The sequence below is a fragment of the Alistipes intestinihominis genome (assembly GCF_040095975.1).
Taxonomy (GTDB): domain Bacteria; phylum Bacteroidota; class Bacteroidia; order Bacteroidales; family Rikenellaceae; genus Alistipes; species Alistipes senegalensis.
Genome location: NZ_JBBMFL010000001.1, coordinates 82,574 through 108,070 on the forward strand (window position 1 = coordinate 82,574; position 25,497 = coordinate 108,070).

At 60.8% G+C, this 25,497-nt stretch carries 19 protein-coding genes and 1 tRNA gene; 4 read left to right on the top strand and 16 right to left on the bottom strand.

Annotation, left to right across the window (positions count from 1 at the left end; genetic code table 11):
• Nucleotides 1-49: 49 nt before the first annotated feature.
• The 16 genes from WMO46_RS00315 to WMO46_RS00390 all read right to left on the bottom strand — a co-directional run bounded on the left by WMO46_RS00315 (nucleotide 50) and on the right by WMO46_RS00390 (nucleotide 20,845).
• Nucleotides 50-1,672, bottom strand: coding sequence for a DUF6377 domain-containing protein (locus WMO46_RS00315; protein WP_288660380.1), 1,623 nt, complete (start codon nucleotides 1,670-1,672; stop codon nucleotides 50-52).
• Between the two features lie 94 nt (nucleotides 1,673-1,766).
• Nucleotides 1,767-4,007, bottom strand: a complete 2,241-nt coding sequence (locus WMO46_RS00320) for a glycoside hydrolase family 31 protein (protein ID WP_278964809.1) — start codon at nucleotides 4,005-4,007, stop codon at nucleotides 1,767-1,769.
• Between the two features lie 81 nt (nucleotides 4,008-4,088).
• Nucleotides 4,089-5,594 carry a calcineurin-like phosphoesterase C-terminal domain-containing protein gene (locus WMO46_RS00325; RefSeq protein ID WP_019152022.1) on the bottom strand — a complete coding sequence of 502 codons (1,506 nt, stop codon included), beginning with the start codon at nucleotides 5,592-5,594 and terminating at the stop codon, nucleotides 4,089-4,091.
• An 80-nt stretch (nucleotides 5,595-5,674) separates the two neighbouring features.
• Entirely contained in the window at nucleotides 5,675-7,384 is a 1,710-nt protein-coding gene (locus WMO46_RS00330; protein ID WP_410520071.1) for a RagB/SusD family nutrient uptake outer membrane protein, read from the bottom strand.
• 12 nt (nucleotides 7,385-7,396) lie between these two features.
• Nucleotides 7,397-10,384 carry a SusC/RagA family TonB-linked outer membrane protein gene (locus tag WMO46_RS00335; protein ID WP_349093567.1) on the bottom strand — a complete coding sequence of 996 codons (2,988 nt, stop codon included), beginning with the start codon at nucleotides 10,382-10,384 and terminating at the stop codon, nucleotides 7,397-7,399.
• Nucleotides 10,385-10,423: 39 nt separating this feature from the next.
• Nucleotides 10,424-11,965 (bottom strand): BACON domain-containing protein, encoded by a 1,542-nt coding sequence (locus tag WMO46_RS00340; protein ID WP_349093568.1) that lies wholly within the window; start codon nucleotides 11,963-11,965, stop codon nucleotides 10,424-10,426.
• Nucleotides 11,966-11,993: 28 nt separating this feature from the next.
• Nucleotides 11,994-12,962: a BACON domain-containing protein gene (locus tag WMO46_RS00345; RefSeq protein ID WP_349093569.1), complete on the bottom strand. Its 969-nt coding sequence runs from the start codon at nucleotides 12,960-12,962 to the stop codon at nucleotides 11,994-11,996.
• Between the two features lie 574 nt (nucleotides 12,963-13,536).
• Nucleotides 13,537-13,622: transfer RNA gene (locus WMO46_RS00350), tRNA-Leu, on the bottom strand.
• A 140-nt stretch (nucleotides 13,623-13,762) separates the two neighbouring features.
• Nucleotides 13,763-15,742, bottom strand: coding sequence for a S46 family peptidase (locus tag WMO46_RS00355; RefSeq protein WP_196017826.1), 1,980 nt, complete (start codon nucleotides 15,740-15,742; stop codon nucleotides 13,763-13,765).
• Nucleotides 15,739-16,335: a Maf family nucleotide pyrophosphatase gene (locus WMO46_RS00360; protein WP_349093570.1), complete on the bottom strand. Its 597-nt coding sequence runs from the start codon at nucleotides 16,333-16,335 to the stop codon at nucleotides 15,739-15,741. The genes WMO46_RS00355 and WMO46_RS00360 overlap by 4 nt, the downstream gene beginning before the upstream one ends.
• A gap of 1 nt (nucleotide 16,336) precedes the next feature.
• Nucleotides 16,337-16,972 carry a fumarylacetoacetate hydrolase family protein gene (locus tag WMO46_RS00365; protein WP_349093571.1) on the bottom strand — a complete coding sequence of 212 codons (636 nt, stop codon included), beginning with the start codon at nucleotides 16,970-16,972 and terminating at the stop codon, nucleotides 16,337-16,339.
• Nucleotides 16,969-18,105, bottom strand: a complete 1,137-nt coding sequence (lpxB, locus tag WMO46_RS00370) for a lipid-A-disaccharide synthase (RefSeq protein ID WP_349093572.1) — start codon at nucleotides 18,103-18,105, stop codon at nucleotides 16,969-16,971. The genes WMO46_RS00365 and lpxB overlap by 4 nt, the downstream gene beginning before the upstream one ends.
• Complete coding sequence (locus WMO46_RS00375; RefSeq protein WP_349093573.1) at nucleotides 18,102-18,731, bottom strand: hypothetical protein; 630 nt, start codon at nucleotides 18,729-18,731, stop codon at nucleotides 18,102-18,104. The genes lpxB and WMO46_RS00375 overlap by 4 nt, the downstream gene beginning before the upstream one ends.
• Before the next feature lie 3 nt (nucleotides 18,732-18,734).
• Nucleotides 18,735-19,412 (bottom strand): tRNA (guanosine(37)-N1)-methyltransferase TrmD, encoded by a 678-nt coding sequence (gene trmD, locus WMO46_RS00380; protein ID WP_019152053.1) that lies wholly within the window; start codon nucleotides 19,410-19,412, stop codon nucleotides 18,735-18,737.
• Nucleotides 19,413-19,445: 33 nt separating this feature from the next.
• Nucleotides 19,446-20,177: an FkbM family methyltransferase gene (locus tag WMO46_RS00385; RefSeq protein ID WP_349093574.1), complete on the bottom strand. Its 732-nt coding sequence runs from the start codon at nucleotides 20,175-20,177 to the stop codon at nucleotides 19,446-19,448.
• A complete protein-coding gene (locus tag WMO46_RS00390) occupies nucleotides 20,174-20,845 on the bottom strand; it encodes an MBL fold metallo-hydrolase (RefSeq protein ID WP_129650915.1) in 672 nt (223 codons plus the stop codon). Before WMO46_RS00390 ends, WMO46_RS00385 begins: the two co-directional genes overlap by 4 nt.
• Before the next feature lie 91 nt (nucleotides 20,846-20,936).
• On the opposite strand from WMO46_RS00390, the gene WMO46_RS00395 reads away from it, so the two are divergent.
• The 4 genes from WMO46_RS00395 (at nucleotide 20,937) to WMO46_RS00410 (ending at nucleotide 25,218) form a co-directional block, all read left to right on the top strand.
• Nucleotides 20,937-21,761 (top strand): alpha/beta hydrolase, encoded by an 825-nt coding sequence (locus WMO46_RS00395; protein ID WP_278964962.1) that lies wholly within the window; start codon nucleotides 20,937-20,939, stop codon nucleotides 21,759-21,761.
• 29 nt (nucleotides 21,762-21,790) lie between these two features.
• Nucleotides 21,791-22,939: a hypothetical protein gene (locus WMO46_RS00400; RefSeq protein ID WP_129650911.1), complete on the top strand. Its 1,149-nt coding sequence runs from the start codon at nucleotides 21,791-21,793 to the stop codon at nucleotides 22,937-22,939.
• A gap of 111 nt (nucleotides 22,940-23,050) precedes the next feature.
• A complete protein-coding gene (gene rlmD / locus WMO46_RS00405; protein WP_349093575.1) occupies nucleotides 23,051-24,460 on the top strand; it encodes a 23S rRNA (uracil(1939)-C(5))-methyltransferase RlmD in 1,410 nt (469 codons plus the stop codon).
• A gap of 68 nt (nucleotides 24,461-24,528) precedes the next feature.
• Nucleotides 24,529-25,218, top strand: coding sequence for an SIMPL domain-containing protein (locus WMO46_RS00410; protein WP_019152059.1), 690 nt, complete (start codon nucleotides 24,529-24,531; stop codon nucleotides 25,216-25,218).
• The last annotated feature ends 279 nt before the right edge of the window (nucleotides 25,219-25,497 follow it).

Below are 25,497 nucleotides of genomic sequence, written 5' to 3' on the forward strand. Positions count from 1 at the left end.
CGTAGCTGGCTGTCGGTGAATCGCCGGCCATTCCGCCGAATATATTCCGTCAGAGGCCGATATGCTGGATCTTCCTTTCGAAATCGCTGCGCGAGCCGAGCGCCGAATTGCGGAGTTTGGTGCGATAAGTATAAACCGTTGCAGAAGCGCAGTTCAGAAAACTGGCGATGCAACCGCTGTCGGTGATCCCCAGCCGCATGACGGCCAGGATGCGCAGTTCGGTCGAAAGAGCCCCGTCCGAACGCACCGGAAAACGTGCCGGCTCTTCGAGCAGCTCGTTGACCCGCTCTACGAAGTCGGGGAAGATGCCGAGGAACGTTTCGTCGAAGATGCGGTAGAAGTCGCGGTAATTGCGGTCCACATCCGAAGGCGACCGCAGTTTGCGCATCAGGGCCTCCGTACCGTCGGTTTTGGCGGTTTTTCGCAATTCCATCCGGTATTCGTCAACCCGGCCGATGTAATGCGAGGCGAGCTGCATGTAGCGGAACACATAACTGTCCTTGATCTTGTTGGCGTCGCGCAGACGGTCGTTCACGATCCGGAACTGTTCGTTGCGTTCGTGAAGCCGCCTGTTGACTTCGTAAATCAGGGAGGTGTTGCGCCTCAGCCGCAGGTGCTGGCGCTGCGTGTGGAACAGCAGCAGGGCTATGATCACCAGCAGAAGCAGGAAAACGCTGACCATGACCGTCAGGATGCGGCTGCGGGAGTTGATGCTGTAAACCACGGCCTGATTGATGATCATCTCGGCCTGGCTCGAATGGAAGATGCGCGTGTTGTAGTTGCACGAAAGCATATCGGCGACCGTGCACTGAATATAGCGGGCCGCACGCTCCATGTCCTTCTCCTCGAACATCATCAGCGCCAGTTCGTACAGGGAGAGGTACTCCCTGACGGGGGTTCGCAGGTCGTTTACCGCGGCGCGGGCGAGCCAGTATTTGCGCTGCTCGCGGTCGCCGAGGGTTTCGTATACGTTGGCTATGTTGTACGCCACGCGGGCCAGTGTCCGCGAACTCTGCCGGGGATTGTAAAGCGGCAGCAGCACATCGAGCGCCTCGTCGCAACGCTGCTGCGACAGCAGGTCGATGGCCCGCAGCCGTTGGCGTGTGACGTACGAGTGTCCGTCGAAGCCGATGCGCACGCGCCGTATCCGGGCGAGCGTGTCGGCATAGGCCCTGCTGCGGGATTCGGAGGTGTTCTGCGAGGCGAGACGCCCGTAGACGACCATCTGCTGAGTGTAGTAGCTCGCACGCATCCGCTTGGTGATGCCTGCGGTGTCGAGCGACCGAATCCGGTCGTAGGCGTCTTCGATGTTGTTGCGGCCGATCAGGACGGATATGTCGCAGGTGGTGGACAGAAACTTCATGTCCCGGCGGCCCGTGTGCTCGGCAAGGTCGTACATCAGGGCGACGTAACGGGCGGCCGTGTCGATATTGTAGGTGATGTAGGCGTCGAAAAGCCGGTTCGCGGTCTGCCAGCGCCGCGTGTCGTCGCCGGCGTCCCGCAGCGCCCGGCGCAGCGAATCGGCGCGGAGGTTGAAACGCTCGGTGTAAACGGCCTTGTTTTCGATGGTACGGTCCAGTTCGGCCAGCAACAATTCCGTTTCGCTCTGGCGGCAGGCGACGAGTCCGGCAAGGCAGAGAGCGCAGGCGATATATGGCGGAAAAGTCTTCATCGGTTCGGGTTTATAGACAAATTTATAAAAAAAGACGAATCCCGCACCGTTTCCCGGCGGAGATTCGTCGCACGTTTCGCTCTCCGGGGTCGGATCAAACGATGATTTCGATCTTCACCTCCCGGCGGATGTCGGTCGCGGGGACCTCTATCACACGGCATTTCAGCTTTTCATCGAACACGGGCTTCACGCTGCGGCCCCCGACCTTCGCTTTTTCGATCTTCCCGGCGGCGGGGAGCTGAAGCCGGTAGGCGCGTTTGACGACCTGACCTTCGTAAGAGCCTGCGGTGGGACGGACCGTTACGGTCGTCACCCGCCCCGTCCGGCGGTAATTGAGCTGCGTGGTCGCATACGCACCCCGTTCGTAATCGCGGGTCACTCCGTCGTCCTCGTAGAGCGTATAGGTGTTGTCGGCATCGCCGGCCGAGGGGTAGACGCGCATGACGAGCGTCGTGAGCGGCGTCGAGGCCGGCCGCGGCGTATAGGGCTGCATGGGCAGTACCCAGCCTCCCCGGACGTAGAGCGGAAACTCTTCGAGCGGCTTGGATATTTCGCACTCCCGGCCGCCGTCGAAGCGTTCGTGGGTGAAGAAGTCGTACCAGACATCCTCTCCGGGGAACCACACCCGCTGCGACGCGACCTTGTCGGGGCCCGTGCCGGGCGAGGCGATGGGGGCGGCGAGCAGCAGGTCCCCGAAAAGGAACTCCTGCTCGTTGCAGTATGCGCGTTCGTCGCCGCCGTATTCGATATACATCGGGCGGTTCAGCGGCACCATCGTCGAATGGGTCTGCCAGACGCTGCTGTAAACGTAGGGCATCAGCTCCGAGCGCATGTGGTACATGCGGCGCATGGCGGCGGTTTCGCGTTCGCCGCTGATCCACGGACGGCGGTCGAGCCGCGCATCCTTGGTCGAGTGCACGCGCAGGGCGGCCGACAAGGCTCCGAACTGCGTCCAGCGCACGGTAAGTTCGGGATTGGGGTCGCCGCGGAATCCGCCGATGTCGTGCGCCCAGTAGTAGCAGCCTGCATTGCCGCTGGCGGCCGTGAGCTTGACCTCGAAAGCCAGCATCTCCCAGTTGGCCTGCGCGTCGCCCGAGAACTGGATGGGATGGCGGTGGTCGCCCCACCCGGCCCAACGGCTGTAACCCGCGCCGCGCAGCCCTTTCCGCTCCGTTTCGCGGTAGTAAAGTTCGTTGATCCACTGCAACGAGGTGGAACGGTATCCCCGCACCTCGGGATAGAGGTAGTTCTGCTGCCAGTCGAGCCACCAGAAATCAACGCCCATATCCTCGGTAGTGTGATGGGCGTGTTTGAAGAAGGTCTCCATGTATTTGCGGTCGCCCAGGTCGAAAAGGAGCGGTTTGGCCGGATCGGCCCCCATATCCTTCATAAAGGCGCCGTACATCTCCTCGTGGGGACGGATGCCGTCGTGCGGATGGTCGTTGAGCGATACGGTCACGCCGCGGCGGTGCACCTCGGCGATCAGCGCTTCGGGATCGGGAATGCGTTCGCGCTCCCAGGTATAGCCCGTCCAGCTGCGGCTGCCGGCATGACCGGTGCCGGTTCGGGCCGTGTAGGTGTGCCAGCCCATGTCGAAGACGAGGTTGTCGAGCGGAAAGTCGTTCTGCTCGTAGCCGTCGATGATCGAGAGGAACTCCTCGGAGGTGTAGTCCCAGTAGCGGCAGTACCAGACGCCGTGGATGTATTTGCGGGTCATCGGAACCCGTCCGCCGATGGCTCCCAGGTCGGCCAGCGCGGCCTTGTAGTCGTTGCCGTAGACGAAGCAGTACTGGTCCTGCACATGGCTGCGGGTGTCGCGCGGCCGGAGCCATCCATCGACCAGCAGGTCGGAGCGCTCGTCGTCGATCACGTACCAGCCGTCGCGGCTCAGCAACCCGTCCTGCATGGGGATTTCACCGGTGACGCGGTCGAGGGTTTCGACCGGGCCGCCGAGGTTGTTGCGGAAGATGCAGCGGTTGGTGAACTTCTTTTCCTTGCCGTTGAGCTTGTAGTAGGCCGCGAAGTTGTGCAGTCCGAACGGGAAGCCGTCGTGCTCGTAGACGATACGCAGGGCCTCGGTCGTGATCTCGTAGCGGTCGCCGCCCAGCGCCCGCACCTCGAACCGGTCCGCGGGAAGCAGGTTCGAACGGTCGTAGGCGAAGATCGTGGGATCGTCGATGAATTTACCGTCGCGGGCGAATTCCAAGCGGAAGAGCGTCGGCGTGATGAGCGTCAGGCGGTTCTCTCCGAAGACGAGCGGATTCCCTGATGGCTGTGCAACGGCCGAAAGTCCGCAGCACAGCAAGAGCAGAAGTGTCGGGAAAAATTTTTTCATGGATTGAAAAACAGTTGAAAAATTCTCCGCACCGTTCATTCCGACGATGCGGAGAGGGAATTCGATTCTTCGTAATGGGTTCTATTCGTTCCGGATACTCTCGGTATAGACGTTTCCGTAGGGGTCGGACGCCTTTACCGTGACTTCGCTCCACGTCGCGGACGACGGTTCGTAATAGAACATGTGATCGTTGTTCGTCTCCGGTTCGGCCGTCGGGCGGTGCTCGGGTTTGGTGTCGCCGTACATGAAGTCGTAGGCCCGGCGGTCCATCTCGTATTTCAGGTTCGATCCGGAGGGCAGGGTCGTCCAGGCGGCATCGTCCTCCCGGACCTCGACCGTCCAGGTGGAGTGCCAGTTAAAGATGTTGAAGATCAGCCCGCCGCGGTATTGCTCGGACACCGCCTGCCCGGGACCGTAGAGGTACATCTGGTACTCCTTGGGATAGGCCGTACCCTTATAATACCAGTTTGCGATCCGGTTGCCCTCGATCTCGTAGACCGCATAGCCGCGGGGGCTGCCGTCGTTGCACAGCTCCTCGCCGTTCCAGTAGGCGCCCATCACGGCGCCGAGCGTGTTCTCCTCGATGGTTTCGGAGATCGTCGTGGTGTAGTTGTTGTGCGAGTGTCCCGAAAGGATGCGGACATTGTATCCGTCGAGCAGGGCGTAGAGCTCCCGGTAGTTGGCGATGTGGCTCGTGGGGCGGTTGCGGCGCGAGGTGGCGATATGCACTCCTATGATGATGAGTTTGTCTTTGGGCACGTGTTTCAGGTCCTGTTCCAGCCATGCCATCTGCGCCTCGGTGATTTCGGCGGTGTAGTTGGAAGAGCCGGTGTAGAGCACGTCGTCGAGCACGACGAAGTGGCAGTCGCCGATGTTGTACGAATAATAGGTGGGGCCGAACGCCGCACGGAAACTGTGGTCGGCCTCCGTGTCCATGCCGATGGCCTTGTCGTGGTCGTGGTTGCCGATCACCTGGAAGACGGGTACGCCGATCTTCCGGATCTGCTCCTTGTAGACGCTGTGGAAGGGCATGTTGTCCCACACCAGGTCGCCCAGCGAAATGCCGTAGACCGGTTTGTCCAGCTGCTGTACGTAGGGCACCAGCAGGGGCAGCACCTCTTTTTCGAGCATCACGACCTCGTCGTCGCGGCCGATCTGCACGTCGGCCAGCGCCAGCAGGGTGAACCGCTCCTTTTTGCCGGTGCGTTCGAGCGTGAAACTGCGCTGCACAACGTCGTTGTCGCCCAAGGCGATCTTCTTATAGATCTTCGGCATGCCGTTCTCCACCGGGATCTCGCAGTCGGCGGGCACCGAGACGAACACGAACGGAGTGCTCTTCTTCACGCGCATCTGGTAGACCCCCTGCGCATCGGTGGTCGTTACGGTGAAGCCGTCGCTCACGACCGCGCCTTCGATCGGATTCTTGCCGTCGGTCACGCGGCCCACGAGGTTCATGCCGGGTTCGGGGGCGATGTCAACCTTTTCGTAAAGGCCGCCGAGTATTTGGGCGCCTTCGTCTTCGGAGCAGGCCGTGAACCCTCCGGCGAGCAGGACTATCAGCAGGTATTTGAACAGGTGTTTGATCATTGTTCGGTTTTTTTGTTTGGTTTATGAAAAGGCCGGATTTCTCCCCGGACACCCTCGGGCATCCGGGGAAAAGCGGCGTTCTACTCTTCGGTCGTACCTCCGTATCCCGGATTCTGCTTGATCAGGTTGTTGGCTGATATGGCCGAGTTGGGAATCGGGAAGCGGTTCATGTTCTTGTCATTCGAGGGGGTGTGGTCCCACCACGACTCGGAGGTGAACGCGCCCCAGCGGATCAGATCGGTGCGGCGGCGTCCCTCTCCGAGGAACTCGATCATCCATTCGTCGAGCATGCGGTATTCGTCGAGGTTGTCCACGGTCACGGGATCGGGATCGTTGCGGTTCTCGAAGTTACGCGCACGCACCTGATTGATCAGTTCGGCGGCCTCCTTCTTGTGTCCGGCGCGCAATTCGCATTCGGCCAGCATGTAATAAATCTCCGAAAGGCGGATGACCGGGCAGTCGGGATTCCAGCGCAGCTGCTTGTCCGCAAGGTTGGGCTGCGGGGATTTCACCAGACGGATGCCCGAGTTCTCCTCGCCGTCGGCCATCGTCGAAGGCAATTCGGCCACCGAGCCGTATTTGCTGCCCACCTCCGAGAAGCGGGCTACCTGATCCACCATATTGATAACTTTGCCGCTGTACTCTTTCTGCCCCAGGCACTCCTTGGTCGGATCGTCGAAATTGACCTGCTTGCCGACGAGAAACATACCCTCGTATTGCTTGTTGCCGAGATAGCGGTAAGGCTTCTTGCGCAAGTCCTTGTCGTTGAACTTGCGGTAGGGGCTGCCCAGTTTCCACTGGGTATAGTAGCTCCCCTGCGGATTGAGCGAAGGCGCCAGGATGAATCCGTTGTAACCGGCGGTTTCGATGTCGAAATAGACATAGGACGAATAGTGGTAGAAATACTTGAAATACCAGTTCCACTCGACCTTCGAGTTCTCCGACGGAACGTTCCAGATCGCCTCGCGCGAAGAGTCGTTGTCGAAGGTGTGGGGGCCGTACCACGTATCGTCCAGTTCGTAAACGCCGTAAAGACCGCCGATGATGTCGCGGCAGATCTGCGCGCATTCGTCGAAATGCTTTTCTCCGATGTACGCTTCGGCGTTAAAATAGAGCTGGGCCAGCATCGCCGCAGCGGCAGCCTGCTTGATGTAACCGTCCTCCGAGGCTCCGAGCGAAGATTTCTTCGCCAGGGAGGGAATGGCGTTTTTGAGCAGCGTTTCGACGTGCCGGAAGGTTTCGAGCGCCGTATTGCGGGGACGCAGGCCGTCGTTCACCGAATGGTAAATCGGCATTCCTCCGAAATAGTCGAGCCCTTTCATGTAAAAATAGGCCGTGATGGCGTTCAGCTGGTTGATGTGGTCGGCCTTGACGGCGTCGCTGAGCCCGATGGCGTTGTAATCGACGCCTTCCAGATCGGCTTTGGCCTCCAGAGCCCGCGAAATGCCGCCCGTCGTGCCGTCGTAGGTGTTCACGACGAAACGGTCGTCGGGCGACCAGGTGTGGTAGTGCAGGCGGTAGTACTCTCCGCCGTTGTACCAGTCCGCGCCGCGTTTGGGACAGGTCATTTCGTCGGTCGTCAGTTCCTGGAGGTACCAGCGGTCGGCGCCGATGTACCACTTCCAATGGGTGAAGGGGCGGCACAGCACGGCATAGGTGCTCTCGGGCGAGGTGAAGAACGTGTCGGGGGTCACCTCCGAATAGAACTTCTCGTTGAGATCGCAGGAAGGCGCGGAGAGTGCGGCCGCTCCGGCCAATACGGCTGCTATATGTTTGAATTTCATATTCATCTCTGATTTTGTTTAGAACGTTAATTGCACGCCGAGCGTGAAACGGGTCGTCTGCGGATACATCGACGCCGTGTTTTTCACATACTCGAAACCGGGGTTCAGGCCGTTGATGTCTACCTCGGGGTTGATGCCGTTGTAATCGGTGAATACGGCCACGTCGCGGATCGTCAGGTAGATTTTGGCCGACTGGATGTAGCGCGTCCACCTTTTCAGGTCGAGCGTGTAGCCGAGGTTGATGGCGTCGATTTTGAGGAAGGAGGCGTCGTCGATCCAGTAGTCGCAGAGGATCTTTTCGTCCTTGATGTTGCGGTTGCGCGTATAGGCCGACTTGAGGACGTTGAGCTGCGAATCGTTGGCCAGTCCGTAGTACATGTTGACCTGGCTGAACACGTCGTAGTCGAGCCAGCTGCGCAGGAAGACCGACAGGTCCCAGCTCTTGTAGCGGAACGTGTGGTCCCACGAAAGGATCACTTTCGGAATGGCGTTGCCCACGAAGTGCTTGTTTTCGGCGACGAGATTCGACTTGGTGCCGTCCACGGCAGGCACGATCTCGTTGTTCTTGTCGTAGATCATCCACTTGCCGTCCTCGTCGAGCCCGGCATACTTGTAGACGAAGAACTGGCCGATCTCGACGCCGTTTTGCAGGCGCACGGCCGTGCCCGGGTTGCCCGGCGAGGGGAAGGTCACCTGGTCGAGGAAGTAGCCGTCGTCGCCCAGACGCTTGATTTTGCTCTTGTTATGCGACAGGCGCAGGCTGGACGTATAGCGGAAATTCTTGCTGCGGACGATGTCGCCGCCCAATTCGAATTCCCAGCCCTTGTTTTCCAGACTGCCGATGTTCTTCATCACCGTATCGTGCACCATCGGGGGCATCGGGGCGTTGACTTCGTAGAGCATGTCATCGACCTTGCGGTGGTAGATGTCGAACTTGCCCCACAGCCGGTCGTCGAACAGCGAGAAGTCCAGACCGAAGTTCAGCTCCGATTTCTCCTCCCATTTGAGGTCGGGGTTGACGTTGCGGACCGAACCGTAGCCGGGCTGCCAGATGCCGTTGGTCGGCCACATGTCGTTGGCCTTGTACATGCGGGTCGTGTAACCGTTTCCGAAGCCGTTGTTGCCCGTGACGCCGTAGCCCAGGCGGACTTTGAGGTCGTTGACCCACCTCACGTCGCGCAGGAACGCTTCGTTCGAGATGCGCCAGCCTCCGGAAAGGGCCCAGAAGTTGCCCCAGCGGTTGTTCGCGCCGAATTTCGAGGAACCCTCGCGGCGGAAGCTCGCGCTCACCATGTAGCGGTCCCTGTACGAATAGTTGGCGCGGCCGAACAGCGAGAGCAGCCGTTCGCGCGGGTCTTTGCCCGAGTCCATCGAGGCGCGCCCTTCCGAGAGGTACGAACCCACGCCCATATCCCACGGACCGACGCCATCGACCGGGAAGTCGTAGTTCGACATGCTGAAATCCTCGCCGCCGGCCTGCCAGAAGCTGTAACCGGCAACCGCGTCGAGCGTATGGTCCTCGCGGAAAACCTTGTGGTAGTTGGCATAGGCTTCGATCGAGACCCGGTTGTCCTTACTGAACTTATGCGACGCTTCGCCGCGGCGGCTGTTGTCGATCGACTCCTTGTGGTCGTGCGAAACGTAGGTGTACTGCTGGTACTGGCGTTTGTCGATACCCACGGTACCCTGCAACGAAAGACCTTTCATCAGGTTGATTTTCACGGTCGCATCGGCCAGCAGCCACTGGTCCTTGCCGTTGTTCGTGCGCAGCATGATGTCGGCCACGGGGTTGAAGCTCGTTCCCGAGATGCCGTTGCCGACGATGTTGTAGTTCGACGGATTGGCGGGGTCGTGGAGCGGAATGGTCGGGTTGAGCCCGAAAGCCATCTTGAAGATGTCCGACGAGTTGCGGTTGTCGCGCTCGGCCTCGCGGAACTGGGCGTTGGTGCGGATCTCGACCACTCCGTCGAAAAGGTTGAACTTGGCGTTGACGCGGCCCGAGTAGTCCTTGCGGTTGTCGCCGATGACGATGCCTTTCTGGTTCTGCGCCATGAAGGAGGTGTAGACCTGCGCCACGTTCGATCCGCCCGAAATGCTCACCGAATGGCGCTGCGAAAACGGAAGCTCGTTGGTAAGCTCCTTGTACCAGTCGGTGTCGTGGCCGTAGTCCTCGCCGAGTCCGTACTCGACGTACTCGCTTGATGAGAGCAGGTCGGGGGTCTTGCGGATGGCCTCGACCGAGAATTCGCCCGTATAACGCGCCGTTACGCGGCCCTGCCGGGCCTGTTTGGTCGTGACGAGGATCACACCGCCGGCGGCGCGCGTGCCGTAGATGGCGCCTGCCGAGGCGTCTTTGAGCACGTCTACCGACTCGATGTCCTCCTGATTGAGCGCGCGCATGTCGCCGCCGGGGATGCCGTCGATGATCACGAGCGGACCTTTGCTGGCGTTGACCGAAGCCACGCCGCGCAGCTGGAAGTCGTTGCTGCTGTTGGGGCTGGCGCTGCCCGAAATGGTCAGGCCGGGAATCTTGCCCTGAAGCGCCGTGGCGATGGTCGAGCCGCCCATGCCGGCCACCAGATCGTCGCCCTTGATCGAGGAGATGGACGAAGTCACCGACTTCTTCTCCATCGTGCCGTAGCCGATCACGACGACATCTTTCAGCATCTGGCTGTCTTCCTCCAGAACGATGTCGAGCACCGACTGCGCGCCGACCTTGACGGTCTGCTCCACATAGCCGATGTAGGAGATTTTCAGTTCGCCTCCGGCGGGAACCCCGATCGTGAAACGACCGTCGGCCCCCGTCGTCGCACCTGTCGTCGTGCCGACCACCACGACCGTGGCGCCGATGAGCGGTTCTCCGGCCTTATCGGTCACCTTGCCGCTCACCTGATTGCGGTTCTGGGCCTGCGCCAGCGACGCGGCCGCCGTCAGCACCAGGCAGAATACGAAACGCAAGAAATACCCTGCATGGGATTTTCCCCTGTCTGCAAATCTGTTTTTCATATCTGTGTTCTTGTTTTTCATTGATTAGTCTCCGCAGGGTCATTCGGCTGCGATCTTCGTCATTTTGATGTCGTCGAGGAACCAGCGGAAGTAGCCGGATACTTTCTGCTGGGTGGAGCGGATGGCAATCCGGGTTTCGCCCGTAATGCGGTAAAGTTTCATGCTCACGGGCGTCCACACATACCGGCCTTCGGGAGTTATCGGGTCGCTCAGTTTCGCTTCGCCTTCACCGATGGTGCCCGGACCCGAAACGATCTCGACGGAAACGGTGACTTCATCGGGTATCTTGCTGCCACCGATATTGGGACAAATTTCGAACGTAAGTTCCACGTCTGTGCAATAGCCCTCTGCCACGGCATCGAGAGGCGGCAGGATCACTCCGGTCTGGTTGTTTTTCTTTCCCATTTTCAGGTAATCGGAGGCCAGGTACATACATTCTCCATCCGGATTATAATCCTTAAGTCCCGATTTCACGAACGCAACGTTGCCCTCTCTCTGATCCTCGGCCGTGCCGTAGATGGGCAGGGTGCTGGTTTTGGCTCCGTCGCTGCCTACCTGGTCGTCCTTGTTGAACGGCTTGCACCATTCGAACGTTTCATCGTAATAGACATGCCCGATCTCCTTTCCGTCGTCCTCGAACAGATTGTCCTTGGCGTTCTGGCTGACATGTACGGTCTCTTCGAGTCCGGTCAGCGCGGTGACGATCTTCACTTCGCCGCTGCGGGGAGCGCCTGTGGCGTTCTCGCCGACGGTGAGCGTCACCTCGGTTTCGCCCGCGTCGCCCGAAGCGGGGCTGAGCGTCAGCCAGCCGTCGGCCGTCGAGGTCCATGCTTCGGCGGCGGTAATCGTGAAGGTCAGCGGCGTGCGATCCTCGTCGGCGAAGCCGAACTTGTTGACCTTGAACGAGGCGGCGGAGACTTTCAGCCCTTCGAGGTTCTGGGTCACGGTGACGGTCGCCTTCTTCGACCCGGCGGTCACGACGAAAGCTCCGGTACGCACGGCGCCGGTCGTATTCGGGGCGATCGTCAGCTCTACGTCCTCTTCGCCGGCTTTGCCCGAGGTTTTCGAGGGAGTGATCCAACCGCTGTCCCCGGAGGGCTCGATCGTCCAGTCGCTGTTCGCGGAGATATAGACCGAGGCTTTCTCGCCCGTTTCCAGCAGGCCGGACCTGACGACGGTGAGTTTGCCCGGGGAGACCATCAGGGCGTCGATTTTGAGTTTCTGGGTGACAGCGACCGTTCGCCGCGAACCGCCGCCCTCGAATATGACATAGCCTTCGCGGTCTTTGCCCGTGTCGTTTTCGTCGATCGCAAGGAAGATGCGCGTACGGCCGCGGTCTCCCTCCGTGTGGGTCGGATGTATCCACTCCTCGACGTAGGTCGCCTGCCACGCATGGTTCGACCCGAGGTCGAAATTGACCGTTTCGCCGTTGGCCGTCAAACCGTTGTATTCCACTTCGATCTCCTGTTTGGAAACCGTGATGAACGCATCGGGATCGTCGTCGTCGCAGGCCGTGAAGAGGGGGCCCGACAGCAGCAACAGGGCGGACGACGCCCGGATTATCATGTATTTGAAATCCATTGTCATTCTGATTTTGAGTTGATTGCGGTTAGTTGCGCGGAGCTTTCACGATCTTCACGTTGTCGAGATACCAGCGGAAATAGCCTTTTTCGCCGGCGGTCATGCCGGGATTTCCCTGCTGCGTCGAGCGGATGGCGATACGGGTCGCAGCGGTCACGCCGTAGAGTTTCACGCTCATCGGCGTCCATTTCCAGGTCTGGTCGGGTTTCATGGCCTCGCTTTCGCGGTCGGAATTGCCGTTGACCGTGCCCGGCCCCTCGACGATCTCGACCGTGACGGTCACCGCGTCGGCTTTGCCGGAGCCGCCGATATTCGGGCAGGTCTCGAACGTGAGTTCGACGTTGGAGGCTTTCTTGCGGCCGATTTTCAGGGCCGGCAGAATGATTCCGGTCTGTTTGTCGGTCGCTCCCATTTTGAAGTATCCGGCGCAGGCGTACATCGTTTTGCCCACGGGGTTGTAATCTTGGAGTCCGGCTTCGCCGAATTTTTGCAGCGCGTCGCCGGTGCTATAAATGTTTTTCGCACCGTCCTGCGAACCGAGCCCTACGCAGTCGGCGCCGCCATACACGGCAATCCAGTCGAAATTCTCCGAATAATAGGTGTATCCCACGGGATTTCCGTCGTCGGGATCGGGATCGAGCGTCTGCGTGACGGTGACCCGCTCGGAGAGTTTTCCGCTCGTGACGGTGAGATGCCCGGTGCGTTCGCTGTCGGTTTCATTGGGCTTCGCTTCGAGCGTTACGGAAACGCGTCCTTTTCCGGTCGGTTTATCGACATCGAGCCATTCGGCGTCGGACGTGATGACATACCCCCGGTTTGCAAGTACGTCGAGCGAGGCTTTCGAACCGGTGTTCAGCATTCCGGTCTGAATCAACTCCACATCGACCTTGCTTACGACGAGCCGGTGTGCGGCGTCTTCCGCTTTGTCCTCGATGCAGGAGGGAAGCAGACACACGCAGCCCGATAGGAGCAGCAGGTGTAAAAAGGTTCTCTTCATAGGAATAGGGTTTAGGTATATATTAAAAAAATTACGAATCGAAATCTCCGTATGGGGATGAGACAAAATTACCTATTTCCTTGGGGGGGGGAAATACCCTGTTCCGAAAATATAGAGCCGAGTTATTTACAAATATTTGATAATAAATATTTTGTATATGAACAGTTCCGGATGTTATATAGATTCTCAGGGCCTTCGGACGGCTGGAAAATACCTTTTCCCTGGTTTTTGCAGACCCGGAATTTTCCGGTTCTCCGGAATTTTTCGGGTTTTATGGATTTCGCATCGAAATATTCGGGGTTCGAATGACAGGGCGTTTTCCGGCTTGCGGATCGTTCGCGTATCGGGCGGACGACAACTGAACAAGGGGCGGCACGTATGCGCACGGATTTGAAAACGGTCGCGGGCGACCGCATATACCCCCCCCCTCCTTCGACAAATTTGTCGAATGCGCTTGTTGCGGTCGCATGCGGATACTCGCTTGCCTGCCATAGGGGAGGGCGATGCTGTCGCAGCACAATGGCAAATGAAAAATCGCAGCCGATTATCAATCAGCTGCGATTTTATTTCCGTGTGCCCAGGACAAGACTCGAACTTGCACGAACGTAATTGTTCACTACCCCCTCAAAGTAGCGTGTCTACCAATTTCACCACCTGGGCATTGCATCCCCGAAGCAACTTTCGGGAGTGCAAATATAGACACTATTTTGCGATTCGCAAAATTTTTGCGCGAAAAACGTCAAAATTTACGAAACGCCTGCGGCGGCGCTCCTGCACGGCCTCCGGAACGCCCCCCCCCTTTATTTGAGTTTCATCTCTTTGAGCAGGTAGCCCGCGCCGCCGATGCGGTCCACGACGAACAACACGTAGCGGATGTCCACGGCGATATTGCGGCAGATCGAGGGGTCGAACGCCACGTCGCTCATCGTCGAACGCCACGTACGGTCGAAATTGATGCCGACCAGTTCGCCCGAAGCGTTCAGCACCGGCGATCCGGAGTTGCCGCCCGTGGTGTGGTTCGTGGCCAGGAAGCACACCGGCACGGTCTTGCGGCCGTCGATCGTCGTCGCCCAGCGGCCGTACTCTTTCGAAGCGTAGAGGTCGCGCAGGGCCTGCGGGATGTCGTAGTCGTAGATTTCGGGATTGTCCTTGGCGATGATGCCGTCGAGGGTCGTCTGCGGCTTGTGGTACTCGCCGTCGGCATACTCGTATCCGGCCACCGTGCCGTAGGCCACGCGGAGCGTGAGGTTGGCGTCGGGGTAGAAGGCGCGCCGGGCGTCCCATTCGCGCAGCCCTTTAATATAAGAGGTGTAGAGTTCGTTGAGCCGTTTGCTGTTGAGGTTGCGCAGCGATTTGGTGCCCGTGAGCCATGCGATGTGGTCGAGCATGCGCTTTGTTCCCGAACGCAGGGCGGTCGCCGCCGTGGTGTCGCCCTCGTTCCAGACCTGCGTGAAAACCTCCTCGGCAAAGGCTTCGGGCGAGCCGCAGCGGGCCACGCCGTCGAGGAATTCCGGAATCTGATACTGCGCCGGACAGCGGCGGGCGTACTCCCCGAATTGCAGATCGTACAGGGCGCGTTCGGTCGCTTCGCGGCGGGCGAAGACCGCTTCGGCGCGCTCTTTGGCGGAGTATCTGATCGGAAGTGCGCCGAGCGTTTCGAGCGTGATCTCGCGGGCGAAATAGGGGTCTGCGATGCGGGCGTACTCGGCTTTGAGCTGCGCCACGACGTTGCGGTATTCGGGTTTGTCCTGCGCCCAGGCGTCGAACGCCTCTTCATAGGCGCGTTTCGAGGCTACGGTGCCGCGGCGTTCGATGCCCAGCACCTCGCCCTGCCACTTCTTCCAGGCGTTGGCGATCGAGGCGTGGCGGGCGGCGTAGAAGATGCGCAGCGCGGGATCGGACTCCTGCGCCTTGGAGATGATGTCGAGACGGCCCGTGCGGACGGCGATCTTCGCCGGGTCGGAACGCTCGGCGATGTAGGCCACGGCGTCCGAGAGGATATACTCCTGGGTGTTGCCCGGGAAGCCGTAGATCATCGTGAAATCCCCCTCTTTCACGCCTTTCGTCGAGATGGTGAAGTGCTTCTTGGGGCGGTAGGGGACGTTCTGGGGCGAGTAGGGCGCCGGCTTGTTCTCCTTCGAGGCGTAGACGCGGAACATCGAGAAGTCGCCCGTGTGGCGGGGCCATATCCAGTTGTCGGTGTCGCCGCCGAACTTGCCGATCGACGAGGGCGGCGCGGCTACCAGACGCACGTCGTCGAACTGCTCGTAGACGAACAGGAACTGTTGGTTGCCGTAGTACATCTGCTCCACGGCGGCCTTGTAGCCGGGGGCTTCGGCCTCGGCCTTCTTGACGATCTCGTCCGCGGTCTCTCCCGCGGCGATGCGGTCGGTCACCTCCTCCATCCGGACGAGGAAGCGCACCCAGAGTTTTTCGTTGGGCAGCTCCTCGGCGCGCGACATGGCCCAGAATCCGTCGGTGAGGTAGTCGTGTTCGACGGTCGAGTGCCGTTGGATGGCGCCGTAGCCGCAGTGGTGGTTGGTCAGCAGCAGTCCTTCGGGCGAGATCAGTTCGCCCGTGCAGCCGCCGTTGAACAGCACCACGGCGTCTTTCATCGAGGCTTGGTTGACGGAATAGATGTCTTCGGCGGTGAGCCGGAATCCCTTGGCACGCATGTCGTCGATGCGCGAGGAGATCAGGCTCGGGAGCCACATGCCCTCGTCGGCCAGCGCAGGCAGCATGAAGAGGGCGGTCAGCAGGGTCAGCAGGGTTCGTTTCATCGGTCTAAGAATTTATCCAGTTCTACATATACTTTCTGAATGGGAAGGCCCATGACGTTGTAGAACGAGCCTTCGATGCGTTCGATGGCGGCGTAGCCGATCCACTCCTGAATGCCGTACGACCCCGCCTTGTCGAACGGGCGGCAGGTGTCGATGTAGTGTTCGGTCTCCTCGGCCGTGAGCGTGCGGAACCAGACGTTCGTCCGCGCCCCGAAGCTGTGCATCCGCTCCGCCGTGCGCAGCGTGACGCCCGAAACCACCGTGTGGCGGCGTCCCGACAGCCGCCCGAGCATCCTGACGGCCTCGTCGCGTCCGCGGGGTTTGCCGAGGACCTCGCCGTCGAGCACCACCACCGTGTCGGCGGTCAGCAGGATCACGTCCGGCGCGAGCGGCCCGGGCCAGGCCCGGCTTTTGAGCTGCGAGAGGTAGAGCGGCACCTCTTCGGCCGGGAGGTCGGCGGGGTAGACCTCCTCGCAGTCGTATTTCGGGGCGAGTTCGTAGGGAAGCCCGCATCCGGTCATCAGTTCCCGCCTCCGCGGCGACTGCGACGCCAGCAGCAGGCGGTAGGGTTTGAGTTTGTCGTTGAGCAGCATGTTACCGTATGTCGAAATTCAACAGTTCGCGTCCTTCGAGCGCCGCGCGCAGGTTGTCGCCGGGCACGACGGGTCCCACGCCTGCGGGCGTTCCCGTGTAGAGCAGATCGCCCATACGCAGCGTTACGTACCGCGACACCGAGGCGATGATCCGGTCCACCGTGAAGAGCATCTCCGCCGTGTCGCCCGTCTGGCGGCGTTGGCCGTTCACGTCGAGCGTGAAATGCAGCCGCTGCACGTCTCCGCCCAGCTCCGCGAGCGGCACGAATGCCGGAGAGATCGCCGCCGAACGGTCGAAAGCCTTGCAGCTCTCCCACGGAAGTCCCTCGGCGATGGCCCGCCGCTGGAGGTCGCGGGCCGTGAAGTCGATGCCCAGTCCCACTTCGTCGTAGTAGCGGTGTGCGAACCGCTCGGAGATGGCTTTGCCCACGCGGTTGATCCGCACGACCAGTTCGCATTCGTAATGCACCTCCTGCGAGAACGACGGGATGTAGAACGGGTCGTTGTTTCGGAGCAGCGCCGTGTCGGGTTTTAGGAAGAACATCGGTTCTTCGGGGAGCTTCCCGCTGTCGTTCAGCTGTTCGTGCAGTTCCGCCGCGTGTTCGACGTAGTTGCGGCCTATGCAGATGATTTTCATCGGTTTTCCTTCTTTAACTCCTCCACCATGCGCTCTGCGAAGCGGTCGCTGGCGCCGGGGCCGCCGATGACGGTGCGCAGTTCGTCGAAATCGGCAAGCATCTTCTCGCGTTTCGATCCTCCTGCGACGATCGCCCGCAGCTCCTGTTCGGCGCGCTCCACCGAGAGGTCCGACTGGATCAGTTCGGCCACGCACTCGCGCCCGAGGTTGAGATTCACCAGCGACACCCACGGCACCTTCAGCACATAGGGGCGCAGCCACACCTGCCACCACACCGTGCGGTAGACGACCGCCTCGGGAATCCCCAGCAGAGCCGTTTCGAGCGTCGCCGTGCCCGATGTCACCACGGCCGCTTCGGCCGCCGCCAGCGTTTCGTAGGTCTGGTCGCAGACGTAGCGGATGTCGCTGCCGGCCATATGTTGTTCGTACAGCGCGCGGTCGATCCACGCCACGCCCGCCACCACGAACTGGTGTTCGGGGAAGCGTTTCGACAACAGGGCCATCAGCGGCAGGTTCGCGCGGATTTCGCCCCGGCGGCTGCCAGCCAGCAGGGCGATGATCGGACGTTCGTCCAGTCCGTTCCGGCGGCGGAACTCGTCGGGCGTCGGAAGCGATGCGCGGCGGGCTTCGATGGCGTCCGCCAGCGGGTTGCCCTCGAAAACGGGTTCGATGCCGTGCTTCGGGAAATAGGTGCGCTCGAAGGGGAAGATGATGAAGAGCCGATCGACGTATCTGCGGATCGCCTTCACCCGCCATTCGCGCCACGCCCAGACTTTCGGGGCGATGTAGTAGAAGGTGCGGATGCCGTGTTCTTTGGCCCAGCGGGCCATCTTCATGTTGAAGCCGGGGTAGTCCACCAGGATCAGCACGTCGGGGGCGAATTCCGCCACGTCGGCCTGACACTCCCGCATCTGCCGCCGGATGGTCCCGAGGTTTTTCAGCACCTGCACGATGCCGAAGAACGAGGTTTCGCGGTAGTGCTTCCGCAGGTTGTCCCTGCCTCCTGCGGCCGCCATAAGGTCTCCGCCCCAGAAACGGAATTCCGCTTCGGGATCGGCTTTCAGCAGTCCTTTGATCAGGTTCGCGCCGTGCAGGTCGCCCGACGGCTCCCCGGCGAGGAGGTAATACTTCATCTTTCGGTCGTTGAGGGGTTCGTGAATTTGATTTCGAAATAGAGATAGTCTTTCAGGCGGAACCGTTCGTGCCATTTCGAGGGGTGGAGATGCCCGTCGCGCACGCTGCAATAGTGCAATCCCCGGAATACGCTTCCGTCAGGCAGCGGAACTTCGATGGGTTCGCCCTGGCAGAATGCCGCCACGGGAATGGCGTCGTCCGTGGTCGGCGTTTGTTCCGGAAAGGTTTCCATCAGCATGCAGCGGTCGGTGCCGCTGACTCCCAGGGCGCAGAGCCGCGTGACCGGGGAGCGGAAAGCGATATGGACCGAGTCGGTGCCGACGGAACGCGCTGCGAGGAAAAATTCCAGCGTATCGGATGCGCATACCGATTCGTTCATCGGTGTGCGGAGAAGTTCCTTGCCGTCGGCGACGTGAACGAGGTCGAGCCGGTAGTGTTTTCCGGCGATTTTTCCGGTGACGAGGGTTTTGAGGGCGCAGATTCCCTGCAAGTCGGCCGAAGCCTGTATGAATGTGCTCTCTTGCTGCACCGGATTGGAAAAGGTGACTGTGACGGGCCCTTGTGCGGCCGCGGTCCGGATGCGGCAGATGCCGAGCGCAACCAGCAGGATGGAGTGTGTTCTCATAGGCTATTCATCGAGTAAATCGGGGCGCAGGCGCCGGGTGCGTTCGTAGGCTTGTTCGTCCTGCCATTTTTCGATCTCGGCGAAATTCCCCGACAGCAGCACGTCGGGAACCCGCCAGCCGCGGAACTCCGCGGGCCGCGTGTAGACCGGGGGCGCCAGCAGGTTGTCCTGGAACGAGTCCGTGAGGGCCGACGCCTCGTCGCCGATGGCCCCGGGGATGATCCGCACGACCGAGTCGGCGATGATGCAGGCCGCCAGCTCGCCGCCCGTCAGCACGTAGTCGCCGATCGAGATCTCGCGCGTCACGAGGTGTTCGCGGATGCGGTGGTCGATGCCTTTGTAGTGGCCGCAGAGGATGATGATGTTTTCGAGCGTTGACAGCCGGTTGGCTTCGTGCTGGTCGTACCGGATGCCGTCCGGCGAGGTGTAGATGATCTCGTCGTACGGCCGCTCCGCCTGGAGCTTCTCGACCAGCTCGAACACCGGTTCGCACTTCATGACCATGCCCGCCTCGCCGCCGAACGGATAGTCGTCGGTGGTCTTGCGTTTGTCGTGGGCGTAGTCGTGCAGGTTGTGTACGACGATCTCCACCAGTCCTTTTTCCTGCGCCCGTTTCAGGATGGATTCGTGAAGCGGCGAGGTCAGCAGTTCGGGGACGACCGTCAGGATGTCAATGCGCATGGCAATTCAAAATTCACAATTCATAATTCACAATTATTCTCCGATCCGGAAAATAATGTCTTTCGTGGAATCTTCCGTCAGGGGGACCTCCTGCCCCCGGTCGAGCGTGCAGCCCCGGTAGCCTAACTCCGTGAAGAGCGCGACGATCTGCGGACGGTTCGCGCCGCCCGTTTCGATCAGCACCGTGGGGCGGAACTTTTCGAGCAGCGGCCGCATCTCGTTCATCACCACCACCTCGTACCCCTCGATGTCGCACTTCACGAAATCGAGGCGTTCCAGTTTGCCGAACAGCTCGCTGCCGCGGCGCATCTGCGCCGTGAACTCCGCGGCGGCTTTTTGGCCGCCGTCGTTGACGAAATTCTGTCCCGTGCCGAAGTAGCCCGTTTCGCGCGCCGAGTCGTTGGCCATCGTGATCGGTTTGTTCTCGGTCCCGAGGGCATAGGGGACTATCTCGGCGTTCGCGCAGCGGCGGAGGTTGCGGCTCAGGACCTTGCGGATCGGAGCCACGGGCTCCACGGCATAGACGCACCCCGCAGGGCCCGCCAGCCGCGAGATCGTGCGGGTGTAGTAGCCCAGGTTGGCGCCGATGTCGATGGCGGTGTCGCCCGGGCGCACCAGCTGCGGCAGGTGGTAGACGTACTCCGTGGCCGGGGCGTAGCGTCCGATGCCGAGCCGCTGCCAGAGAAAGAACATCCGGCTCACGACCCGCAGGTAGCCTTCGAGCGGAAGCGTCCGGTAGAGAATCTTATGAATCAGGGCCTTCATCGCTCCTTGTAGTTCACTTCCTCGTTCAGCACCTCGACGATGAAGGGGTTGTAGAGCGTCTCGTGGCCGATCGTCGATTCGGGGCCGTGGCCGGGGTAGACGTGGACCTCGTCGCCCAGCGGGACCAGTTCGTCGAGGATCGAGCGCATGATCCACGAGTAGTCGCCGCCCGGCAGGTCGGTGCGGCCGATCGACTCACGGAAGAGCGTGTCGCCCGTGAAGAGCGATTTCGACGCGGGTTCGTAGAGCGCCACATGGCCCGGGGTGTGGCCCGGGGTGCGGATCACGCGCAGCGAGGTTTTCCCGAAGCGGACTTCGGAGAGCGTGTCGAGGTCGATCTCCGCCGCCGGCATCTGTCCGACCTTCACCCCGAACACCGAACCGCTCGTCGCGGCGTTGTCCAGCAGGAACCGGTCCTTCGACGACAGCGCGAACGGGATGCCGTAACGCTGTTTGAGGTGTTCGACGCCCAGCGTGTGGTCGAAATGGCCGTGAGTGTTGACCGCCAGGACGGGTTTCAGGCCGTGTTCGGCGATGAAGTTGTCCAGCGCGGCGTCCTCGCGGGGGTTGCTGTTCCCGGCGTCGATGACGGCGCACTCTTTCGTGTCGTCCCAGACGACGTAGGTGTTTTCCTGTATCGGGTTGAATTGCAGGCAGGCTATTTTCATAATTTACGGCTGTTTTGGTGCAGTCTGTTTCGCAAAGATAGTGTTTTTGCGGGATTTTACCTACCTTTATGACCCGAAACCGCGATCTCTTATGAAACGATTTTTTACGCTTGTCTTTGCCTTGACGCTGTTCTGTGCGGGGCTTTCGGCCCAGACGGCCGCTTACCGGACCGACCGGAATATCGCCTACCGCGACGCCGCGGGCGACGGCTATGCCGATTCGCTCTGCCGGCTCGACATCTGTTACCCGACGGACGCGAAAGGGTTTCCGACCGTCGTGTGGTTCCACGGCGGCGGCCTGACGGGAGGCCGTCGTGAAATCCCGAAGGCCTTGTGCGACAAAGGTTTCGCCGTCGTGGGCGTGGATTACCGCCTCGCCCCGCGCGTGAAGGTCGCCGATTGCGTGGAAGACGCCGCGGCCGCGGCTGCGTGGGTGGTGCGGAACATCGCCTCCTACGGCGGCGATCCGGGGCTGATCTTCATCGCCGGCCATTCGGCGGGCGGCTACCTGACCTCGATGATCGGCATGGACAAACGCTGGATGGCGCCCTACGGCATCGACCCCGACACGGCTTTCGCGGCGCTGATCCCTTACAGCGGGCAGGTCGTGACCCACTTCGCGCGCCGCCGCGAGATGGGCGTTCCCGACACGCAGGTGGTCGTGGACGACATGGCGCCGCTGAACCACGTGCGGCCCGACTGTCCGCCCGTACTGATTCTCTCGGGCGACCGCGAGCTGGAGATGCTGGGGCGCTACGAGGAGAACGCCTATTTCTGGCGCATGATGCGCGTGGCGGGGCACCCCGACGTGCGGATTTGCGAATTCGACGGCTTCGACCACGGGAACATGCCCCAGGCGGGACATTACGTCGCGGTGCGCTACATCCGCGACAGGGTGAAAAAACTGGAAAGGTAATTGCGTGCCGGAAAGATAAACGGAATCGTATGAACGGATGGATGAAACTGGCCGCAGCGTTTTTCGCCGCGGCGTCGCTGACGGGATGTTCGCTGCTGAAGGTGGCCGTGGCCACGGGCGACCCCCTGTCGAAGGAGGAGATGAACGTGCGGACCATGACGCGCGGTTTTTACTACGACATGGCGGGCGAGGTGGCCCGGGCGGCCGATTCGATCGCGTCGCTGTCGCCGGACGTGAATACGCGGGTGGCCGCCGTGCGGTGGAAGATCCGCGCCACGCGCGCCGGGGTGAACGCCGCGATGCAGGGCATTCCCGACGTGGCGCTGGCCGACATGTGGATTCTGTGCCGTCGCATGAACGACGCCTTTTCCGCGGCGCCCGATTCGTTGCTGTTCGGTCCCCGGAGCGGTATCGCCCGCGACGCCGTGCGGCGGCTCGATCTTCGGGCCGGGAGGCTGGCCCGGCAGGTGCTTCCGGCCGACCGCTACGACCTGATGGCCTCTTTCGTCGAGGAGTATGTCCGGAAGAATCCCGCTTCGGAGGGCGACGAGACCGACAATACGACCCTCGCGTGGCTGGAATACCTCCGGGACAACGGCGTGGAGCACGCCTACGCCACGGGGTCGATCGCCGAGGTGCTGGCTGACGTCAACGACCGTCTGAGCGGCCAGACCCGGCAGATGTCGAACAGCATCGGGTGGTCGAAGGACATCTTCGAGATGCGCCTCGAACAGGACAGCCTGCGCTTGCAGGTCGGGGCGCAGCTGGATTCGCTCGAACGCAGTTTCAACCGCATCGTCGTGGTCGCCGAGCATGTGCCCGAGATTTCGGACCGGGTGCTGGAGGAGCTGAACCGACAGGTCACGCAGCTGATCGGAACGATGAACGCCTCGATAGACAACGCCTTCGCCGGGTTCGACCGCCAGCGCGACGAGTTGCAGCGATACGTCACCCGGGAACGCGAAGCCCTTGTCGAACAACTGCGGCAGACGGGCGACGACCTGGTGAGGACGACGCTCGACGCCGTGCCGGGGCTCGTCGGCAAGGTCCTGCTCTATCTGGTTCTGGCTCTCGCGGTGCTGATCGGAGGGCCTTTCGCGCTGGGATTCTGGCTCGGAGGCGTGCGCCAGCGGGCGAAGTCCCGAATTAAAGATGAAGAGTTAAAAATGAAGAATTAAGAGTTGACTATTCCGTATTATGGTTCCGATGCGTTTTGCGGGAAAATAATTCTTCATTTTTCATTTTTAATTTTTAATTGTTTCTAACTTTGCGGGCAAAGTTAGAAACCGATGGCAAGGAAAAAAGCGAATTATCCCCTCGTCGAGGGGCTCGAAATAACGACGCTCGCGGCCGAGGGCAAGGCTATGGGGCTCTGGAACGACGTGGTGGTCTTCGTCCCGATGACCGTGCCGGGCGACGTGGTCGATGTGCAGATCCGCTCCAAGCGCCGCCGCTTCATGGAGGGCTTCGTGGTCAACTATGTCAAAAAATCGCCGCTGCGCTCGGAGCCGTTCTGCGAGCATTTCGGCGTCTGCGGAGGCTGCAAGTGGCAGAATCTCCCCTACGACGAGCAGCTGCGCTTCAAGACCGAACAGGTCCGCGACCAGTTGACGCGCATCGGCAAGGTCGAACTGCCCGAAATCGCGCCCTGCCTCGGCTCTGCGCAGACGCAGTTCTACCGCAACAAGCTCGAATTCACCTTCGCCGACCGCCGCTGGCTGACGCGCGAGGAGATCGCATCGGCGGGCGACATCGGCGACGCCCCGGCCGTGGGATTCCATATTCCCTCGATGTTCGACAAGGTGCTGGACATCCGCAAGTGCTGGTTGCAGCCCGATCCGTCGAACGGCATCCGCAACGAGGCCCGGCGCTTCTGCATCGAGAACGGCTACACGTTCCACAACGCCCGTTCGCACGAGGGGCTGATGCGCAACATGATCGTCCGCACGGCCTCGACGGGCGAGGTGATGGTGATCGTGGTCTTCAACAGCGACGACCGGCCCCGGATCACGGCTCTCATGGACCATCTGGCGGCGGCGTTTCCCGAAATCACGTCGTTATTCTATATAGTCAACACCAAATTCAACGACTCGGTCGGCGATCTCGATCCGGTCTGCTACCGCGGCAAGGACCATATCATCGAGGAGATGGAGGGGCTGCGCTTCAAAGTCGGGCCCAAGTCGTTCTATCAGACCAATTCCGCGCAGGCTTACGAACTCTACAAGGTGGCCCGCGATTTCGCGGACCTGAAACCCGGCGACGTGCTCTACGACCTCTACACCGGCACGGGCACCATCGCCAACTTCTGCGCCGCGCGCTGCGACCGGGTGGTGGGCATCGAGTATGTCCCCGAGGCCATCGCCGATGCGAAGATCAACTCCGAGCTGAACGGCATCGGCAATACGCGCTTCTACGCCGGGGACATGAAGGCGGTGCTCGACGATGCGTTCGTCGCCGCGAACGGCCGTCCCGATGTCGTGATTCTCGATCCGCCGCGTGCGGGCGTCGATGAACCGGTGATCGAAGTCCTCCTGCGCGCCGCGCCCCGGCGGATCGTCTACGTGAGCTGCAACCCCGCCACGCAGGCCCGCGACCTGGCGCTGCTCGATGCCGACTACCGCGTCGAAGCGGTGCAGCCCGTCGATATGTTCCCCCACACGCACCACGTGGAAAACGTCGTGAAACTCGTGCGGCGATGACCCTCCCCGTGCAGTATTTTCGATTTCCGGCGTTTTATTTGCAAAGGACAACCTTAAAAAGGAAAATTATGAAACGATTCATTTTGGCGGCGGCGGTCGCGCTTCTGGCCCTCCCCGCGGCAGCTCAGGTTCAGGAGGCGTTCCCCAGCTACATCCAGGTCAACGGACGTGCCGAGCGGGAGATCGCGCCCGACGAATTTTATCTCCAGATCGTCATCAACGAACGCGACTCGAAAGGCAAGGTCTCGGTCGAGAGCCAGCAGCGCGACATGATCGCGGCGCTGAAGCGGCTGGGCGTCAACGTCGAGAAACAGCTCAAAGTGGCCAATCTGTCGAGCGAGTTCTTCAAGAAGAACACCTCGGTGGCTACGGCCAAGTATCAGTTGCAGCTGGGTTCGTCGGCCGAAGTGGGCAAGGTGTGGCAGGCGCTGGACGGACTGGGCATTTCGAACGTCTCGATCCTGAAAGTGTCGCACTCGCAGCTCGAACGCTATAAGTCCGAGGTGCGCGTCGAGGCGATGCGGAACGCCAAGCAGAACGCTGCGACGCTGGCCGAGGCCATCGGACAGACCATCGGCAAGTGTTTCTACGTCTACGATTCGAACAACGACGTGATGCCCGTTTTCTACAACAATATGGCCGTGATGCGCAGCGCCAAGGCATTCGATGCCGCCGAGGCCGCCGCCGAGGAGGAGCCGCTCGATTTCAAGACCATCAAGTTGCAGTACAGCGTGCAGGCGAAATTCGTTCTCGAATAAGTTTCGATTCTCACGGGTGCCTTTCATCGCGCCTTATTCGGGTCGAACGGGAAATACTCCGGTATGTCCCGTCCGGCCCGTGTTTCACGATGTACGGAACCCGCCTGCCTGAGTTGCGGACTGCGACGGAAAAAACGGTTAATAAACCGAAACGGAAGCGGCGAAAACCGCGGACTTTCATTATCTTTGGCTCTGCCGAAGATACTCTGCCTCGGAAAAAATGCAAGCGAGCTTGCATTTTCTCTCGGCTTATTCGTACTTTGGCTTCGCCGAAGATAC

What these genes read in the sequence shown, in the direction of transcription:
- WMO46_RS00335 (WP_349093567.1), bottom strand. Translation starts at nt 10,384, where the DNA reads ATGAAAAACAGATTTGCAGACAGGGGAAAATCCCATGCAGGGTATTTC.
- WMO46_RS00400 (WP_129650911.1), top strand. Translation starts at nt 21,791, where the DNA reads ATGAACGGATGGATGAAACTGGCCGCAGCGTTTTTCGCCGCGGCGTCG.
- rlmD (WP_349093575.1), top strand. Translation starts at nt 23,051, where the DNA reads ATGGCAAGGAAAAAAGCGAATTATCCCCTCGTCGAGGGGCTCGAAATA.
- WMO46_RS00330 (WP_410520071.1), bottom strand. Translation starts at nt 7,384, where the DNA reads ATGAATATGAAATTCAAACATATAGCAGCCGTATTGGCCGGAGCGGCC.
- WMO46_RS00355 (WP_196017826.1), bottom strand. Translation starts at nt 15,742, where the DNA reads ATGAAACGAACCCTGCTGACCCTGCTGACCGCCCTCTTCATGCTGCCT.
- WMO46_RS00345 (WP_349093569.1), bottom strand. Translation starts at nt 12,962, where the DNA reads ATGAAGAGAACCTTTTTACACCTGCTGCTCCTATCGGGCTGCGTGTGT.
- WMO46_RS00365 (WP_349093571.1), bottom strand. Translation starts at nt 16,972, where the DNA reads ATGAAAATCATCTGCATAGGCCGCAACTACGTCGAACACGCGGCGGAA.
- trmD (WP_019152053.1), bottom strand. Translation starts at nt 19,412, where the DNA reads ATGCGCATTGACATCCTGACGGTCGTCCCCGAACTGCTGACCTCGCCG.
- WMO46_RS00340 (WP_349093568.1), bottom strand. Translation starts at nt 11,965, where the DNA reads ATGGATTTCAAATACATGATAATCCGGGCGTCGTCCGCCCTGTTGCTG.
- lpxB (WP_349093572.1), bottom strand. Translation starts at nt 18,105, where the DNA reads ATGAAGTATTACCTCCTCGCCGGGGAGCCGTCGGGCGACCTGCACGGC.
- WMO46_RS00390 (WP_129650915.1), bottom strand. Translation starts at nt 20,845, where the DNA reads ATGAAAATAGCCTGCCTGCAATTCAACCCGATACAGGAAAACACCTAC.
- WMO46_RS00320 (WP_278964809.1), bottom strand. Translation starts at nt 4,007, where the DNA reads ATGAAAAAATTTTTCCCGACACTTCTGCTCTTGCTGTGCTGCGGACTT.
- WMO46_RS00410 (WP_019152059.1), top strand. Translation starts at nt 24,529, where the DNA reads ATGAAACGATTCATTTTGGCGGCGGCGGTCGCGCTTCTGGCCCTCCCC.
- WMO46_RS00360 (WP_349093570.1), bottom strand. Translation starts at nt 16,335, where the DNA reads ATGCTGCTCAACGACAAACTCAAACCCTACCGCCTGCTGCTGGCGTCG.
- WMO46_RS00385 (WP_349093574.1), bottom strand. Translation starts at nt 20,177, where the DNA reads ATGAAGGCCCTGATTCATAAGATTCTCTACCGGACGCTTCCGCTCGAA.
- WMO46_RS00315 (WP_288660380.1), bottom strand. Translation starts at nt 1,672, where the DNA reads ATGAAGACTTTTCCGCCATATATCGCCTGCGCTCTCTGCCTTGCCGGA.
- WMO46_RS00395 (WP_278964962.1), top strand. Translation starts at nt 20,937, where the DNA reads ATGAAACGATTTTTTACGCTTGTCTTTGCCTTGACGCTGTTCTGTGCG.
- WMO46_RS00325 (WP_019152022.1), bottom strand. Translation starts at nt 5,594, where the DNA reads ATGATCAAACACCTGTTCAAATACCTGCTGATAGTCCTGCTCGCCGGA.
- WMO46_RS00375 (WP_349093573.1), bottom strand. Translation starts at nt 18,731, where the DNA reads ATGAGAACACACTCCATCCTGCTGGTTGCGCTCGGCATCTGCCGCATC.